The sequence below is a fragment of the Flavobacterium sp. LB2P53 genome (genome assembly GCF_003970305.1).
Classification (GTDB): Bacteria; Bacteroidota; Bacteroidia; order Flavobacteriales; family Flavobacteriaceae; genus Flavobacterium.
Map to the genome: position 1 here is coordinate 57,692 of NZ_RYDG01000014.1, position 13,798 is coordinate 71,489.

At 33.2% G+C, this 13,798-nt stretch carries 14 protein-coding genes, 1 other RNA gene and 1 pseudogene; 9 read left to right on the plus strand and 7 right to left on the minus strand.

Annotated elements, in window-relative coordinates:
• The 3 genes from EKL95_RS13955 to EKL95_RS14975 are packed head-to-tail and all read left to right on the plus strand — an operon-like array spanning position 1 to position 710.
• Positions 1 to 288 carry a hypothetical protein gene (locus EKL95_RS13955; RefSeq protein WP_126740620.1) on the plus strand — a complete coding sequence of 96 codons (288 nt, stop codon included), beginning with the start codon at positions 1 to 3 and terminating at the stop codon, positions 286 to 288.
• A 1-nt stretch (position 289) separates the two neighbouring features.
• Positions 290 to 541: a hypothetical protein gene (locus tag EKL95_RS13960; RefSeq protein WP_126564459.1), complete on the plus strand. Its 252-nt coding sequence runs from the start codon at positions 290 to 292 to the stop codon at positions 539 to 541.
• A gap of 19 nt (positions 542 to 560) precedes the next feature.
• The gene (locus tag EKL95_RS14975; protein ID WP_158614867.1) at positions 561 to 710 is read left to right on the plus strand and encodes a hypothetical protein; all 150 of its coding nucleotides are present in this window, start codon (positions 561 to 563) and stop codon (positions 708 to 710) included.
• Between the two features lie 240 nt (positions 711 to 950).
• Here EKL95_RS14975 and ssrA read toward each other — a convergent pair.
• The 3 genes from ssrA to EKL95_RS15070 all read right to left on the minus strand — a co-directional run bounded on the left by ssrA (position 951) and on the right by EKL95_RS15070 (position 2,753).
• Positions 951 to 1,347, minus strand: a transfer-messenger RNA (tmRNA) gene (ssrA, locus tag EKL95_RS13965).
• A gap of 106 nt (positions 1,348 to 1,453) precedes the next feature.
• Positions 1,454 to 2,653: a serine hydrolase domain-containing protein gene (locus tag EKL95_RS13970; RefSeq protein ID WP_126555487.1), complete on the minus strand. Its 1,200-nt coding sequence runs from the start codon at positions 2,651 to 2,653 to the stop codon at positions 1,454 to 1,456.
• Positions 2,565 to 2,753, minus strand: a complete 189-nt coding sequence (locus tag EKL95_RS15070) for a hypothetical protein (RefSeq protein ID WP_197037256.1) — start codon at positions 2,751 to 2,753, stop codon at positions 2,565 to 2,567. The genes EKL95_RS13970 and EKL95_RS15070 overlap by 89 nt, the downstream gene beginning before the upstream one ends.
• Before the next feature lie 149 nt (positions 2,754 to 2,902).
• Here EKL95_RS15070 and EKL95_RS13975 point away from each other — a divergent pair, with 149 nt between their 5' ends.
• Both EKL95_RS13975 and EKL95_RS13980 read left to right on the plus strand, forming a co-directional pair.
• Complete coding sequence (locus EKL95_RS13975; protein ID WP_126564460.1) at positions 2,903 to 4,105, plus strand: NAD(P)-dependent oxidoreductase; 1,203 nt, start codon at positions 2,903 to 2,905, stop codon at positions 4,103 to 4,105.
• Positions 4,106 to 4,277: 172 nt separating this feature from the next.
• A complete protein-coding gene (locus EKL95_RS13980; RefSeq protein ID WP_126463369.1) occupies positions 4,278 to 5,285 on the plus strand; it encodes an LLM class flavin-dependent oxidoreductase in 1,008 nt (335 codons plus the stop codon).
• Positions 5,286 to 5,493: 208 nt separating this feature from the next.
• On the opposite strand, the gene fumC is transcribed toward EKL95_RS13980, so the two are convergent.
• Positions 5,494 to 6,891, minus strand: a complete 1,398-nt coding sequence (gene fumC / locus EKL95_RS13985; RefSeq protein ID WP_126463367.1) for a class II fumarate hydratase — start codon at positions 6,889 to 6,891, stop codon at positions 5,494 to 5,496.
• A gap of 250 nt (positions 6,892 to 7,141) precedes the next feature.
• Between fumC and EKL95_RS13990 the strand changes: the two genes are divergently transcribed.
• Positions 7,142 to 7,306, plus strand: a complete 165-nt coding sequence (locus tag EKL95_RS13990) for a hypothetical protein (protein WP_091170588.1) — start codon at positions 7,142 to 7,144, stop codon at positions 7,304 to 7,306.
• 125 nt (positions 7,307 to 7,431) lie between these two features.
• Here the strand turns inward: EKL95_RS13990 and EKL95_RS13995 are convergent, their stop codons facing one another.
• Positions 7,432 to 9,876, minus strand: a complete 2,445-nt coding sequence (locus EKL95_RS13995) for an outer membrane beta-barrel family protein (protein WP_317125169.1) — start codon at positions 9,874 to 9,876, stop codon at positions 7,432 to 7,434.
• 106 nt (positions 9,877 to 9,982) lie between these two features.
• Entirely contained in the window at positions 9,983 to 10,327 is a 345-nt protein-coding gene (locus tag EKL95_RS14000; RefSeq protein WP_126463362.1) for an arsenate reductase family protein, read from the minus strand.
• A 97-nt stretch (positions 10,328 to 10,424) separates the two neighbouring features.
• Between EKL95_RS14000 and EKL95_RS14005 the strand changes: the two genes are divergently transcribed.
• The 3 genes and pseudogenes from EKL95_RS14005 to EKL95_RS14015 all read left to right on the plus strand — a co-directional run.
• Complete coding sequence (locus EKL95_RS14005; RefSeq protein WP_126564461.1) at positions 10,425 to 11,336, plus strand: CPBP family intramembrane glutamic endopeptidase; 912 nt, start codon at positions 10,425 to 10,427, stop codon at positions 11,334 to 11,336.
• 41 nt (positions 11,337 to 11,377) lie between these two features.
• The gene (locus EKL95_RS14010) at positions 11,378 to 12,427 is read left to right on the plus strand and encodes an AMP-binding protein (protein ID WP_126555500.1); all 1,050 of its coding nucleotides are present in this window, start codon (positions 11,378 to 11,380) and stop codon (positions 12,425 to 12,427) included.
• A gap of 201 nt (positions 12,428 to 12,628) precedes the next feature.
• Positions 12,629 to 12,839: pseudogene (locus tag EKL95_RS14015) on the plus strand (transposase); the annotation flags it as partial.
• A gap of 281 nt (positions 12,840 to 13,120) precedes the next feature.
• On the opposite strand, the gene EKL95_RS14020 reads toward EKL95_RS14015, so the two are convergent.
• Positions 13,121 to 13,543, minus strand: a complete 423-nt coding sequence (locus EKL95_RS14020; protein WP_126463356.1) for a DoxX family protein — start codon at positions 13,541 to 13,543, stop codon at positions 13,121 to 13,123.
• Positions 13,544 to 13,798: the final 255 nt, after the last annotated feature.

Here is a 13,798-nt window from a genome sequence, read left to right on the forward strand (position 1 = left end):
ATGAAAAGAACTAAATATGGAGGGCGAACCACTGGAACGCCCAACCAGAACACCGCAGAAGTAAGAGAAAAATTCTCTTTGTTATTAGAAAATAATTTTGATAAAATTCAAAGTGACATTGATTTATTAGAACCTAAAGACAGGATAAAGATACTTTTAGAATTAGCAAAATTTGTAGTTCCTACTTTGAAGGCGACAGAATTAACCATTGGAAACGAAAGCGAATTTAATCCAATAATAATAAATCTGGGTGCTAGTATTAATCCTGAACTTGAAGCAAAGTATTAAAATGACAATAGCAAACATACAAGAACTAAAGGATTTTATACTTAACAATGAATTGAGTAAAAACGATATTAACGAAATTCTCAGAGCAACTTTAAAAGTTTGGATATGTAAAGAGTACAACAAAACGGAATTGGTAAATATTATTGAAGACTTTTATTATAAATATCCAAACGTGCAAGATAGACCGCTATTTTTAGACGTTCCTAACGATGAAATCAGTATAAAGGATTTTGGCTTTACTGTCTTTGATTAATAAAATTAAAATTTAATAAATGAAAAAAGCAAATATTATAGCATTGAAAATATGGATTAAAAGCCAATCGACTTTGGAAAATGTTCCAAACAACGACCAACAAAAAAAGAAGGTAAAAGAGAATTTTAAAAAACATAATTCAATAGAATATGAAGAAGACTGGATTTAATAGAAGAATTATAAATTCAGTAAAGAAATAAGTTTGTCAGACTTATATTAGTGTTAGAAAGAACCTTTCAGAAATGAAGGGTTTTTTGTGTTTAGTTAGAAAAGTTAGAAAAGTTAAGTTTTTTCTGGGAGTAGTTCAGAGAAATTTTATTACTTAAAAATACTTATTAACAAGGTAAAAAGCAACGAAAGTGGCAACTAAAAAAATAAAGCCTTGCAAATCAAATGATTACAAGGCTTTCTGTGGAGTCGCCGAGAATCGAACTCGGGTCCAAACAAGCAACTAAAAAGCTTTCTACGCGTTTATTTTCTGATTGAGTTTTCGATACTGTGCTAGGCCAGAAACAGCCACACGATACTTATCTTCTTAATTTTGAAATCCACCCGAAGCTCATGGAAATCTAGGTTTATTTTTACGGTTCTCCTAAACTGAACGCCACAAACCAAGGCTTTCAAGGAGAATCCAGCTTTCCTATCTGATAGGAACGTGGCTTAATCGTACTATAATTCGGATTATGCAGCTAAAGCGTAGTTATTTTCGCCGTGTAAAATGGTAAGATCTTATATTTACGAGCAAGGTCTCAATGCTCGACGTGCTTACTTATCAATTCGACTTGCTGTCAAAACCAGTCGACCCCTTTTTGTTTAAAATTCCAATCCTGAATTTTAAGTTTGCAAATTTACACTTTTTATTGGGATTACTATTGCAAATCTAGTATCACTATTCTAAAATCATTCTTTTTTTTATTCATCTCTTAATTTGAATGGATAGTCGCCAAATAAGACAGCTAATTTTCGTACATTATACGTTTTTCGTGTAAATTTATTAGAAAGTGCTATAATAGTAACTCCTTCTTTTCTCAAAGTAATATAGGCTGAAGTATTTCCATGCCACCAGCCGTTGTGGAAATAAAAATTTTGTCCCGTTTCCCAATTGACCATTCGAATCCCCAAACCATAATTTTTTGTTCCTTTGCGTTCATTACTGTAGCCTTTATATACCTGACTTTGTAGTTCAGGTGTTAAAAAAGCAGCGCTATTTCTGGCTCTGTCAAACTTTAATAAATCACGTGGTGTAGAATAGATATTTTTATCTCCATAAACGGCATCCAGGTAATCTTTTCCTATCTCGACTTTGTTTCCTTTGTAGGATGTAACGGCAGTATCTTTATCTCTTTCATAATCAAAAACATACGTATTTTTCATATTAAGTGGCTTGAAAATAATTTGTTTCATAGCCTCTTTATAGGGAAGTTTTGTGATTTTTTCAATTATTAGTGCTAACATGGCATAATTGGTATTGCAGTAACTAAAACGGGTATCGGTTTTGAATTCTAAACCAATGTCTTTTGTAGCCATGATCGTCAGTATGTCTTGATTGGAAAGTATGTTGTGTCGGTCCCATATCGTTTTGTCTCGATCTGTAAAATAGGCGTAATTACGCATGCCGCTTCTGTGATTCAATAATGTTTTTATCGTAATTTCGGGATAAGGAAATTCCTTCAGGATTGTATTTACCTTTTGATCCAATTCGATTCTTTTTGCGTTTACTAATTTTAAAATAGCCGTTGCCGTAATAACCTTGCTGACAGATGCAATGTGCAGCGGCGTAGATTTAGTAATGACTGTTTTATCTTTGAAATTTGCATACCCTTCATATTTTTCATAAATAATTTGACCGTTTTTAGCAACCAGAAAACTTCCATTTGCGCTGTTATTGGGCCAATTTTTTTTGTAAAAAGAGTCTATTTCTTTTCTTTTTGAATCGACATATTCCGCGGTAAGTTTGGGCTCTAGGTTTGTTAACGGCTTCATTTTAGGCAATGTACTCTTTGGAAGTTGGGCATCACTTAATTCAACTTTCTTTTTCTCCTTGGCGCAGGAGCTCAAAATCAAAAAGAGGAGGTATATATGTAGTATCTTTGTTTTTTTTATAAAATTCATTTCTGTGGTGCTGGAAAGGCAAATATATAGAATCAAAGCCTTTTTGTTTGTTATTTTTTCTAAACCTTAACACTATTTTATCAGTAGACAGGGTACTCATTTTTGTATCATTTTGTACTTCAGTGACTAGGAGTGTACTGCCTGCAGATTTTAATTTTAAAATAAATTCAAATTCGTTTAAATTGTTATATTTGTAACAAATAAACGATATAAAGTTATATTAAACTAAATCAAAAGCATTCAAAACGTATGAAATTTGGAATTTTAAAAGAACGGAAAAATCCGCCGGACAGAAGAGTTGTTTTCTCACCTAATGAATTAACAAAGCTGAAACAACAGTATCAAGAGTGTATGGTAAAGGTAGAATACTCTGATATTAGAGTTTTTACCGACTCTCAATATGAAAATCAAGGCATCGAATTGACTGATGATATCAGTGATTGTGATGTTTTGTTTGGGGTAAAAGAAGTACCGGTAAAAAATTTGATTCCTAACAAAACCTATTTCTTTTTTTCGCATACCATAAAAGAACAGCCCTATAACAAAAAATTATTGCAGGCTGTTTTAGAAAAAAATATCGATTTGTACGATTATGAAACAATTGTAGATGCTAACAATCGCAGGTTAATTGGTTTTGGTCGTTATGCAGGGATAGTAGGGGCATACAACAGTATTCGTGCTTTTGGAATAAAATTTGAATTGTTCAAATTGCCAAAAGCAGAAACATTATCCGGTAAAGAAGCCTTAATAGCTCATTTAAAACGATTAGTATTACCGCCTTTAAAATTTGTTATTACAGGAACAGGAAAAGTGGGAAACGGAGCCAAAGAAATTTTGGATGCTATAAAAATAAAGGAAGTTTCGGTGGAGAATTATTTAACTAAAAACTATTCGCAGCCTGTTTATACTCAAATAGATGTCTTAGAATATAACAAAAGAAAAGACGGGCAGGTTTTAGATTTTATTGATTTTTATCACAATCCAAAAGAATATGTTTCTGATTTCGAAAGATTTACAAAAGTGTCTGATATCTATATAACAGGACATTTTCATGCCAATGAGGCTCCGGTAATTTTGACCCGAGAAATGCTTCAATCCAATGATTGCAAGATCAAAGTAGTGGCAGATGTTTCTTGTGATGTGAATGGGCCAATAGCCTGCACCCTCAGATCATCAACAATTGCTGAACCTCTCTATGGGTATGTGCCAAATGAAGATAAAGAAGTGGATGTGTTTCATCCTGCGGCAATTGTGGTTATGGCAGTTGATAATTTGCCGTGTGAATTGCCAAAAGATGCCAGTGAAGGATTTGGAGAAATGTTCATGGAACATGTAATTCCTGCATTTTTCAATGGAGATAAAGATGGAATTTTGCAAAGAGCCAAAATAACTGAAAAAGGAAAACTGACTCCACGATTTAGTTATTTACAAAATTATGTTGATGGAAAATAAATCTTTTTTCTTATGAATCCAAAAGCCCTGAATACAACGTTGCCGGTTTTTTTTATTAAAAGTTTTTAGACATGTTTTTTTTTTGGTTTTATAATATTATAAATCAATTAACACCAGACAATTTTTGGCTCGACCGAAAATGATTATTTTTGTATAAAATCAGAAATTTATAATGACTAAAAAGATTCCAATTTCCATATTAGAGTTAGCATTAATTACTCAAGATAGCGATGCAAACGAAACATTTAAAAAAACAACAGCACTGGCACAACTGGCAGACAGTTTAGAGTACGACCGTTTTTGGCTAGCCGAACATCATAATATGGCTAATGTAGCCAGTACAGCAACGGTTGTTCTGATTGGTTATATTGCCAGCCAGACTCAGAATATCCGGGTAGGTTCCGGCGGAATAATGTTGCCCAATCATGCTCCGTTAATTATAGCGGAACAGTTTGGAACCTTAGAAATATTGTTCCCAAACAGGATTGATTTAGGATTAGGAAGAGCGCCGGGAACAGATGGATTAACCGCACAAGCGATTCGGAAAGATTTCTTTGAGCAATCGCAGCGATTTCCTCAAAATGTTGCCGCACTGCAAGAATTTTTCTCTAAAGATAATGCTATAGCCAAAGTGCGTGCTTTTCCTGCCGAAGGAACGAATGTTCCCATTTGGATTTTAGGTTCCAGTATGGATAGTGCTGCTTTGGCTGCTGCCAATGGTTTGCCGTATGCCTTTGCCGGTCATTTTGCGCCAAAACTAATGCATCAGGCATTTGAGTTTTATCGAGAAAATTTCAAACCTTCCCAATTTTTAGAAGCACCCAAAACTATGGCTTGTGTAAACGCCATAGCTGCTGATACGGATGAAGAAGCGGAAAAATTATCAACCAGTTTGACTCAAATGTTTTTGAACTTGATTCGGAATGATAGAAAACAATTGCAACCGCCTGTTGATTCGCTAGATGGGATTATGCGTGAAGAAGAACATTTTCATGTGAATCAAATGACTGCTTGTTCGTTTGTAGGAAGCAAAAAGAAATTAGAAACAGAATTGAAACAATTTATCGAATATACGCAAATTGATGAATTGATGATTACAAGCCCAATTTTTGATCATGAAGACAAATTGAAAAGCATTCGAATCATGAAAGAAGTTATGGATACAATTAATAAGAAATAAAAACTATAAGACATTCTTTCTCAAAGCATAAAGAAACTTAATTGACTTATATGATGAAAAAAAATAATCAGATAAGCCATGTAAGCAAAGATCAATTTTTAAATTTTGCTATTTAGAATATAAATAGATACAAAGAAACCCTGCAACGTTACATTGCAGGGTTTCTAATTTACAGCTTAATAATTAAAAATTCAACATTGATAATTAATTATTTAAGGCTTCCCACCATATCTTCGGGTTTAACCCAAGCATCAAAATCTTCTGGAGTTACGTAGCCTAGACGAACAGCTTCTTCTTTGAGAGTTGTTCCGTTTTTATGTGCAGTTTGTGCAATTTCAGCTGATTTGTAATACCCAATTTTAGTATTCAAAGCCGTAACTAACATCAATGAGTTGTCAACTAATTCTTGAATACGTTTGTAGTTAGGTGCAATTCCTTGTGCACAATGTTCGTCAAAAGACATACAAGCATCACCAAGTAATCTGGCTGATTGCAAGAAATTTGCAGCCATCAAAGGTTTGAAAACATTCAATTCATAATGACCTTGCATTCCTCCCACAGAGATGGCAACATCATTACCCATCACTTGTGCGCAAACCATTGTCAATGCTTCACATTGTGTTGGGTTTACTTTTCCTGGCATGATGGAAGATCCCGGCTCATTTTCAGGAATAAGGATTTCTCCAATTCCGGAGCGTGGTCCAGAAGCCAGCATACGGACGTCATTGGCAATTTTATTCAATGAAACGGCCAGTTGCTTGAGGGCACCGTGCGTTTCTACAATGGCATCGTGTGCGGCAAGTGCTTCAAATTTATTTTCGGCAGTTACAAATGGATGTCCGGTAAATTCAGCGATGTATTCGGCAACTTTTACATCGTATCCATCAGGAGTATTCAATCCTGTTCCTACGGCTGTTCCTCCTAAAGCTACTTCGGATAAGTGTGCCAATGTATTTTTAACCGCTTTCAAACCGTAGTTCAATTGTGCTACATATCCTGAAATTTCCTGACCTAATGTTAGTGGCGTAGCATCCATTAAATGTGTCCGACCTATTTTGACTACTGTATTAAATTCAACTGCTTTGGCATGAAGCGTGTCTCTTAATTTTTCAACTCCGGGAATAGTAACTTCAACTACTGCTTTGTAGGCTGCAATGTGCATTCCGGTAGGGAAGGTGTCATTTGAAGATTGGGATTTATTCACATCATCATTGGCTTTGATGAATTGTTCGCCTTCGCCAATGTTGAATCCTTTAAGAACTTGAGCACGATTGGCAACTACTTCGTTCACGTTCATATTACTTTGTGTACCAGAACCCGTTTGCCAAATTACCAATGGGAATTCATCATCTAGTTTTCCGGCTAGAATTTCATCACAAACCGCAGCAATGGCATCTCTTTTTTCGACTGGTAAAACTCCTAAATCACAATTGGCATACGCCGCTGCTTTTTTAAGATATGCAAAACCTTCCACGATTTCTTTTGGCATGGAAGCTGATGGGCCTATTTTGAAGTTGTTCCTGGAACGTTCTGTTTGTGCACCCCAGTATTTGTCAGCGGGAACCTGCACTTCACCCATGGTGTCTTTTTCTATTCTGAATTTCATTTTGTTGTTATTTAAAAATAATTATGTTGTTTATTACGTTTTTAGCCCCGATGGCAACGGAAATCCTTTTCTTTTTATTTTCAAAAAGAAAAGATTGGAGCGTACAGCGGGAAATAGCTCCAAATTCTGAGTTCAAAAATACGGATAATTCCTTTTTTATAAAAATTGATTGATAGTTTTTATGGTTTTTTATTGGTACGAAAAGGAATTAAACTTACATTTGTGGCTACATTCAAAAATTCCGGAAAACATGTTTGAATTTTCACAGTATTTAGGCTTTTTACTTTTCTTAACCATCCTTACTATAGGATTTTGGTTAATGTTTTTTCTTGTAGGTTTCGTTCAATATTGGATTGGCGGCGCATTATGGGAAATGTATAAAGAAAGAAAAGCAAAGAAAGAACAATCAGTATAATCTGTTTGTTAAATAAAAAAAGGACTTCTGAAAAGGAGTCCTTTTTTTATGCTTTTACTTTTCAATTTTATTAGCTCTGATGATTTATAAAAAAAAAAGACCCATTTTCATGAGTCCTTACTTTATTATCCTTGATAATCTCCTTCGTTATCATTTTGCAATTTTTTAGGCTGTTTTTCTTTTTCGTTTTTTGGTTTGTTAAAACGATATGTGAATGACAAACTAAACTGTCTGACTCTCCATTGCATCTCACCGTAGGAGTTTGCAAATCCGGGAAGGTTTGTTTCCATCATTCTTTTTCTGGAATTGAATACATCGCTGATATTAAACGAAAGCGTTCCTTTGTCTTTCATGATATCTTTACTGAATGCTAAGTTTGCACTAAAAACACCTAGACGATTTCCTTGAGCACTTTTTTCTGCACCATTATAAGTCGCATTCGTTTGCCAGTCAATTTTGTACGGCAACGAAACTTTTGAGGTGATTCTGGTGAACCATGATGTTGCGATATTGTCAAAATTTTGTGTAATTATTTTGTTGTTGAAATCAGTATAAACAAAATCTCCTTGTGTTTCGTTTCTGAAGAAATTGAAATTCCCGTTTAATTTCCACCATTTGTACGGAGAATAATTTAACGTGAATTCAAAACCTGCTCTATATTCTGTAGCTAAATTAATTGGTGAACTGATTGTTATTGGTATGCCGTTAACGAAATCTCCGGATTCTCTTCTTGCAAATTGAAAAACATCTGTTGTTTTATTTACATATAGGGATGTATTAAAGGTAAGTTTATCCCATCTTTTGATATAACCAAAATCAATAGCATCTGAAAAAGCAGGATCTAAATCTGGATTTCCCACAAAAATATTGATATTACTAGACAAGTTGCTGAATGGATTCAACATTCGTCCTCTTGGTCTTTGTATTCTTCGGCTGTAGCTTACCGAAGCGCTGCTTTTATCGGAGATTTCATAAGTAAAGAAGGCGCTTGGGAAAAAGTTATTGTATTTTTTAGTATTAAAATCATTAGTTGCCAATTGATTGATATTAATATTAGAATCCTCAAAACGCAATCCTACTAAGACAGAAAATTTATTTATTTTCATTCCATATTGGGTGTAAACAGCATTCACTTTCTCCTTATATTCTAATGTATTGGTGAAGTTTTTATTGATTAGGCCGTCATTTTTAACTTGATAATCCGTGAGTAATTCTGAAAAATCACCACGATATCCAGCCTCAAACTGACCTCCTTCGCCAATAGGCAACACATAATCCATCTGTAGTAAATTTCGACTTTGACTTTGGTTGTTGAGGGTGTTGTCAAATTTTACCTTAGCGGTATTGGTAGCTCTATCCGTAATTACTGCTATTTCGAGGTCTTTACTTGTTGAAAAGGAACCGTCAAGGGTTAATTTATGTCCTTCTTTTTTGAATTTTTTAGTAAAATTAGTTGCAAATTCTACATTTTCACTATCACTGTTTTCTAAATTGATTCGGTTGCGAGTGTAATCAAAAGTATTGTCTGCTTCAAAATAATTCTGAAAAACATTATCCCGATTATCTCCGTTATTTTTTCGGTAATTGAATGTATTGGTCCATGCGGTGGTCTCGTTTAAAAACAATTCTATTCCAAAATTTCCATTGTACCCTTTACTAAATCGGTCATTTTCTCGGGTTTCATTTACAATATTGTTGATAGTGTTGTCCGCATTTAAATAATTGGTATTTGTAAGAGCGTTTCCTGGACTGTTCCGCTTGTTGTATCCTTGAGTAGTGAAAAGATTAAAGTTGTCAGATTTATAATTTAATGTACCACTCAAACCATTATTTTCAGGATAACCTGCCGAGCCAATAAATGTTCCGTTTAAACCGCGGTTTTTTCCTTTTTTCAAAATGATATTTAATAATCCACCACCACCTTCCGCATCGTATCGTGCTGATGGGTTAGTGATCACTTCTACTTTTTCAATGGCATCCGCAGGAATCAATCGCAAGGCTTCCGCGATATTTATGGCATTTGAGGGTCTGCCATCAATAAGAACGCGAACATTATCGTTTCCACGAAGACTTATATTTCCTTCAATATCTACCGCTACAGAAGGAATGTTGTCTAACACATCGCTTACAGTTCCACCTTTTACCATCAGGTCATTTCCTACGTTGTATACTTTTTTATCTAATTTGATTTCGACAGTAGTTTTTTCAGATCGAATAATAACCTCATTTAATTGATTTGCATCCTCCTCTAAACTAATCAATCCTAAACTGGTGTTAACCTGAAGGTTTTTTTGCTTAATTTCATTTACTTTGAAAGAAATAAATTCAATATTAATATCGTAAACACCTGGAATAACTTCTATATCAAATTCTCCTTTTGGATTTGTTATTCCTCCAGCAACCGGTTTTGGATTGTTAGGATTCAGGAATGTTATAGTAGCATATTCTAAGGGTTGTTTGCTGATTTTTTCTATTACTTTACCGGAAATTTTAATTTTTTGGGTGGGAGCTTGTTGGGCAAAACTAAATAGTGTAGTAAAGAAAAGCACTAGAATTAAAACAGATTTCATTTTTTTCATTTTAAAAAAACTTTGGTTACAGTCGTTAGATTGTAAAAGTAAGAGATGGTTTAATAGTACAAATCATAAAAAAATGTTAATTAAAAAAATAAGAATTTTAGGAAATAAAGGCCTCTACTTTTTCTAAATCTCTTCCTATTATTGCTTTATTTCCCATGATAACCAGGGGTCTTTCTATCAGAATTGGATTTGATAGCATAGCTTGAATGATTTGTTCCTCATTCATCGTTGTTCCTTTGAAATTTTCAATCCAAATTTTTTCTTTTTGACGAACCAATGCTATTGGTGCTATATTTAGTTTCTTTATAATTGCAGACAATTGCTCAAAAGTGGGCGGACTTGTCAGATAATTGATTACTTCAAACTCTTTTTCTGATTTTTCTATTAATGCAAGACAATTTCTAGATTTTCCGCAACGTGAATTATGGTATATTTGTATCATATTTAGTCGTTTTTAAATAATTGTTAAAAGCATTAGATTAGAGGTAACAAAAATAACGTTTGTGAAACTAATCAAGTATAAAATTAAATTAAAATAGATGTTTATAGCGCAGGGTTTAAAATCAGAGAATACGTTTTGGAAATATATTAAGGGATCATTTATATTTATTTTTGCTTCAACTTTGGGTCAGTTGCCACTTATAATTCTTTTAATTTATGAAACAACAGTTAAAGGAAAACCTTATCCTTTAAATAATGAAGCCGTAATGCAGTTTTTTGAGCCCAATTTAAACTTATTTTTAGTCCTGATTTCATTTGTGGTTCTCATGGGAAGTATTATTTTGGTTGTGCGTTATTTGCATCATCAAACGCTACTTTCGGTAACTACTTCACGGGTTAAAGTAGACTGGAAGAGAATCGTATTTTCCTTTTTAATTTGGGCGGCATTTACTGTTGTATCCACATTGTTATTTTATTTTTATAGTCCAAGTGATTTTGTGATCAATTTTAAGCCTGTTCCATTTGCTATTTTGGTTCTCATCGGTATTGTTTTAATTCCGATACAAACTAGTTCTGAAGAATATATTTTCAGAGGCTATTTGATGCAGGGATTTGCGAACCTTGCTAAAAACAAGTGGTTTCCGTTGCTGATGACTTCTGTTATTTTTGGGGGAATGCATTGGTTTAACCCTGAAGTAGTTAAGATTGGTCCTATTATTTTAGTATATTATATAGGAACCGGATTGTTTCTTGGAATGATTACCTTGATGGATGAGGGTATGGAACTCGCATTGGGATTTCACGCAGCTAATAATTTAGTGGGTGCATTGCTGGTCACTTCGGATTGGTCTGCCTTTCAGACACATTCTGTTTTTAAGGATATTTCGGATCCCTCTGCGGGATTAGATGTTATTGTGCCGGTTGTTTTTATATACCCGATACTTTTATTTATCTTTAGTAGAAAATACAACTGGACAAATTGGAAAGAAAAATTAACTGGAAAAATTTAGTAAAAGAACAGTTTCAATAATTTATAAAAAAAAACGCAATCATGGTCAATACAATTACGTATCAAAATGTTCATAATCTATTTAAAATGAATGGTTATCATCTAAATCGAAACGATTTATGCAGAGTAGCGTATAGTTTTATCAAAGAAGGGGAAGAATATGAAAAAGCTGTGGGTGATTTTATCCTAGATTGGTTTGACAACAAATCCTATCTAGAATTGAATACATCAGGCACCACTGGAATCCCAAAAGTGATTCGAATAGAAAAACAAGCCATGGTAAATTCAGCCATTGCAACCGGTGATTTTTTTGATTTGCAACCAGGTAATAAAGCGTTACATTGTTTGCCAACTAAATATATAGCCGGAAAAATGATGTTTGTAAGAAGTTTTATCTTGGGTCTTGATATTGATTTTGTTGCCCCAAGTTCAAATCCTTTGTTAAACAATGAAACTAAATATGATTTTGTTGCCATGGTGCCTTTACAGGCTCAAAATTCATTGACAATGTTGAAGAATGTCAAAAAAATGATTGTTGGCGGAGCTAAAATGAATAAAACTCTTGAAAAAGGACTTTGTAAATTGAAAACCAAAGTGTATGAGACTTATGGAATGACGGAAACCATCACGCATATTGCGGCAAAGGAAATAGGTGAGGTGGCTTTTTCAGTATTACCTAATATAAAAATAGCTAAAGACGACAGAGATTGTCTGGTTATTAATGCACCTAAAATTTCAAGCGAAGCAATTGTTACTAATGATATAGTAGAACTGATCAATGAGAACCAATTTATTTTTTTAGGTCGAATTGACAACATCATAAACAGCGGAGGAATTAAATTAATTCCAGAGCAAATCGAGGAAAAATTAGCTACTATGATTCATTCCAGATTTTTTGTCACTGCAAAACAAGATCTTGTTTTAGGAGAAAAATTAGTATTGATTATTGAAGGGGAACAACAAATTATAGCTGAAACTGTTTTTGATGTTTTGGATAAGTATGAAAAACCAAAAGAGGTTTTGTTTGTTGCAAAATTCGCTGAAACACAAAACGGAAAAATAAAGCGAAAAGAAATTACAGAAAGTATTTAAATTGTTTTTAATAAAAAAACATCCGCCTAAACGAGGGCGCTGAAAAAGTCTTTTTCCGAATAAATCGATAAATAAAAAGAGGGTAAATCTTAGGATTTATCCTCTTTTTTGGTATGTTTAGTTCTAATTATAAGAGTTTTTTTAGATGTTACTACAACAGTAATCAACACATTTCAGTGAACATTCTTTGTCTATGATTTAATTATTCCAAAGAATAATTTTTTGAGAAAGATCAATGATTTAATAGATTTTCCCTTAATTTATGACAAATTGTTAAATAAATACTGCACCAATAATGGACGTATGGCAGAAAGTCCCAATTCGTATGTTTAAGTATTTGCTTCTTAAAACAATTTGTAGCGTTTCGGATGTTGATGTAGTGGAAGGTTTGCGTTACAACATGTTTTTTAAATAAATCCAGAACCATTCCGGTTTAAACTGTACAGGTGAAATAACAATTTTCACAGTCAATTTAAAAAGAATATTTAAATTAATATAAGAAAAATGCAATCTACCAGAGTTACTTAAAAGGACTCTAGCTAAGCCTAAAGTAGGTTTATTGAACCTCCATTAAAAAATCAATCATAAAAAAAGAAAAAACGCTTGTAACCGATTATATAAATCCTGTTATAAGCGTTTTTTTATTATCTAAAAAATGATTCTGATCAAAATAAGGAATGTTTTTTTATTAAATTATTGCTGCATTTTAAAATAATAATCAGCTGAATTTTTCCCGCTTCCGTAGAATAAGAAAAATATGCAAGCTCCTAATATTAGCAATGCCAATAGTAAATTTTGGGAATGCATTGCTCCCATAAAATTTATTATAGTAGCACCTACCAATATGGGAAGTTGTGTTATTATAGCCCATCTTGTCAGTAAACCAAAAGCAATCATTATACCACCTACCATGTGTGCTGGAGCAATATAGTGGATAAGGAACATTCCGCCACCAATCCTGTCAATTGGAGATATTAGATCATTTAAATATTGGATGTTCGTTATAAAAGAGATTCCTTTCATAAACAAAAATACACCAAGTGTTATTCGTACCAAATCCACGGTTAAATAAGTGTGCGTATTCGCCCATTTGTTTAAATTTTTTACGCTATTCATAATACTATAGTTTTAAATATTTAGTACTAAGTTACTGAATTTTAATATAATAAATTATAATTGTTAAAGAAAACTAAACTTTGATTGTTTTTTTGTTCAAAAAAATAGTATGTCAGCTATTGAGAATAAACCACTAATAATGCTGTCTTAATTTATAAGTACAGCGTAAGTAAGTATATGGACATGCTAACTTAGCCATCACATTAAGTTAAGAAATAATCTTAATTTTAGCCTATGAAACAAGTCCGCAAAATT

Coding starts and splice junctions, on each gene's coding strand:
- EKL95_RS14975 (WP_158614867.1), top strand. CDS start 561: ATGAAAAAAGCAAATATTATAGCATTGAAAATATGGATTAAAAGCCAA.
- EKL95_RS13980 (WP_126463369.1), top strand. CDS start 4,278: ATGACTAAAAAGATTCCAATTTCCATATTAGAGTTAGCATTAATTACT.
- EKL95_RS14005 (WP_126564461.1), top strand. CDS start 10,425: ATGTTTATAGCGCAGGGTTTAAAATCAGAGAATACGTTTTGGAAATAT.
- EKL95_RS13970 (WP_126555487.1), bottom strand. CDS start 2,653: ATGAATTTTATAAAAAAAACAAAGATACTACATATATACCTCCTCTTT.
- EKL95_RS14020 (WP_126463356.1), bottom strand. CDS start 13,543: ATGAATAGCGTAAAAAATTTAAACAAATGGGCGAATACGCACACTTAT.
- EKL95_RS14000 (WP_126463362.1), bottom strand. CDS start 10,327: ATGATACAAATATACCATAATTCACGTTGCGGAAAATCTAGAAATTGT.
- EKL95_RS13960 (WP_126564459.1), top strand. CDS start 290: ATGACAATAGCAAACATACAAGAACTAAAGGATTTTATACTTAACAAT.
- EKL95_RS15070 (WP_197037256.1), bottom strand. CDS start 2,753: ATGAGTACCCTGTCTACTGATAAAATAGTGTTAAGGTTTAGAAAAAAT.
- EKL95_RS14010 (WP_126555500.1), top strand. CDS start 11,378: ATGGTCAATACAATTACGTATCAAAATGTTCATAATCTATTTAAAATG.
- EKL95_RS13990 (WP_091170588.1), top strand. CDS start 7,142: ATGTTTGAATTTTCACAGTATTTAGGCTTTTTACTTTTCTTAACCATC.
- EKL95_RS13995 (WP_317125169.1), bottom strand. CDS start 9,876: ATGAAATCTGTTTTAATTCTAGTGCTTTTCTTTACTACACTATTTAGT.
- EKL95_RS13975 (WP_126564460.1), top strand. CDS start 2,903: ATGAAATTTGGAATTTTAAAAGAACGGAAAAATCCGCCGGACAGAAGA.
- fumC (WP_126463367.1), bottom strand. CDS start 6,891: ATGAAATTCAGAATAGAAAAAGACACCATGGGTGAAGTGCAGGTTCCC.
- EKL95_RS13955 (WP_126740620.1), top strand. CDS start 1: ATGAAAAGAACTAAATATGGAGGGCGAACCACTGGAACGCCCAACCAG.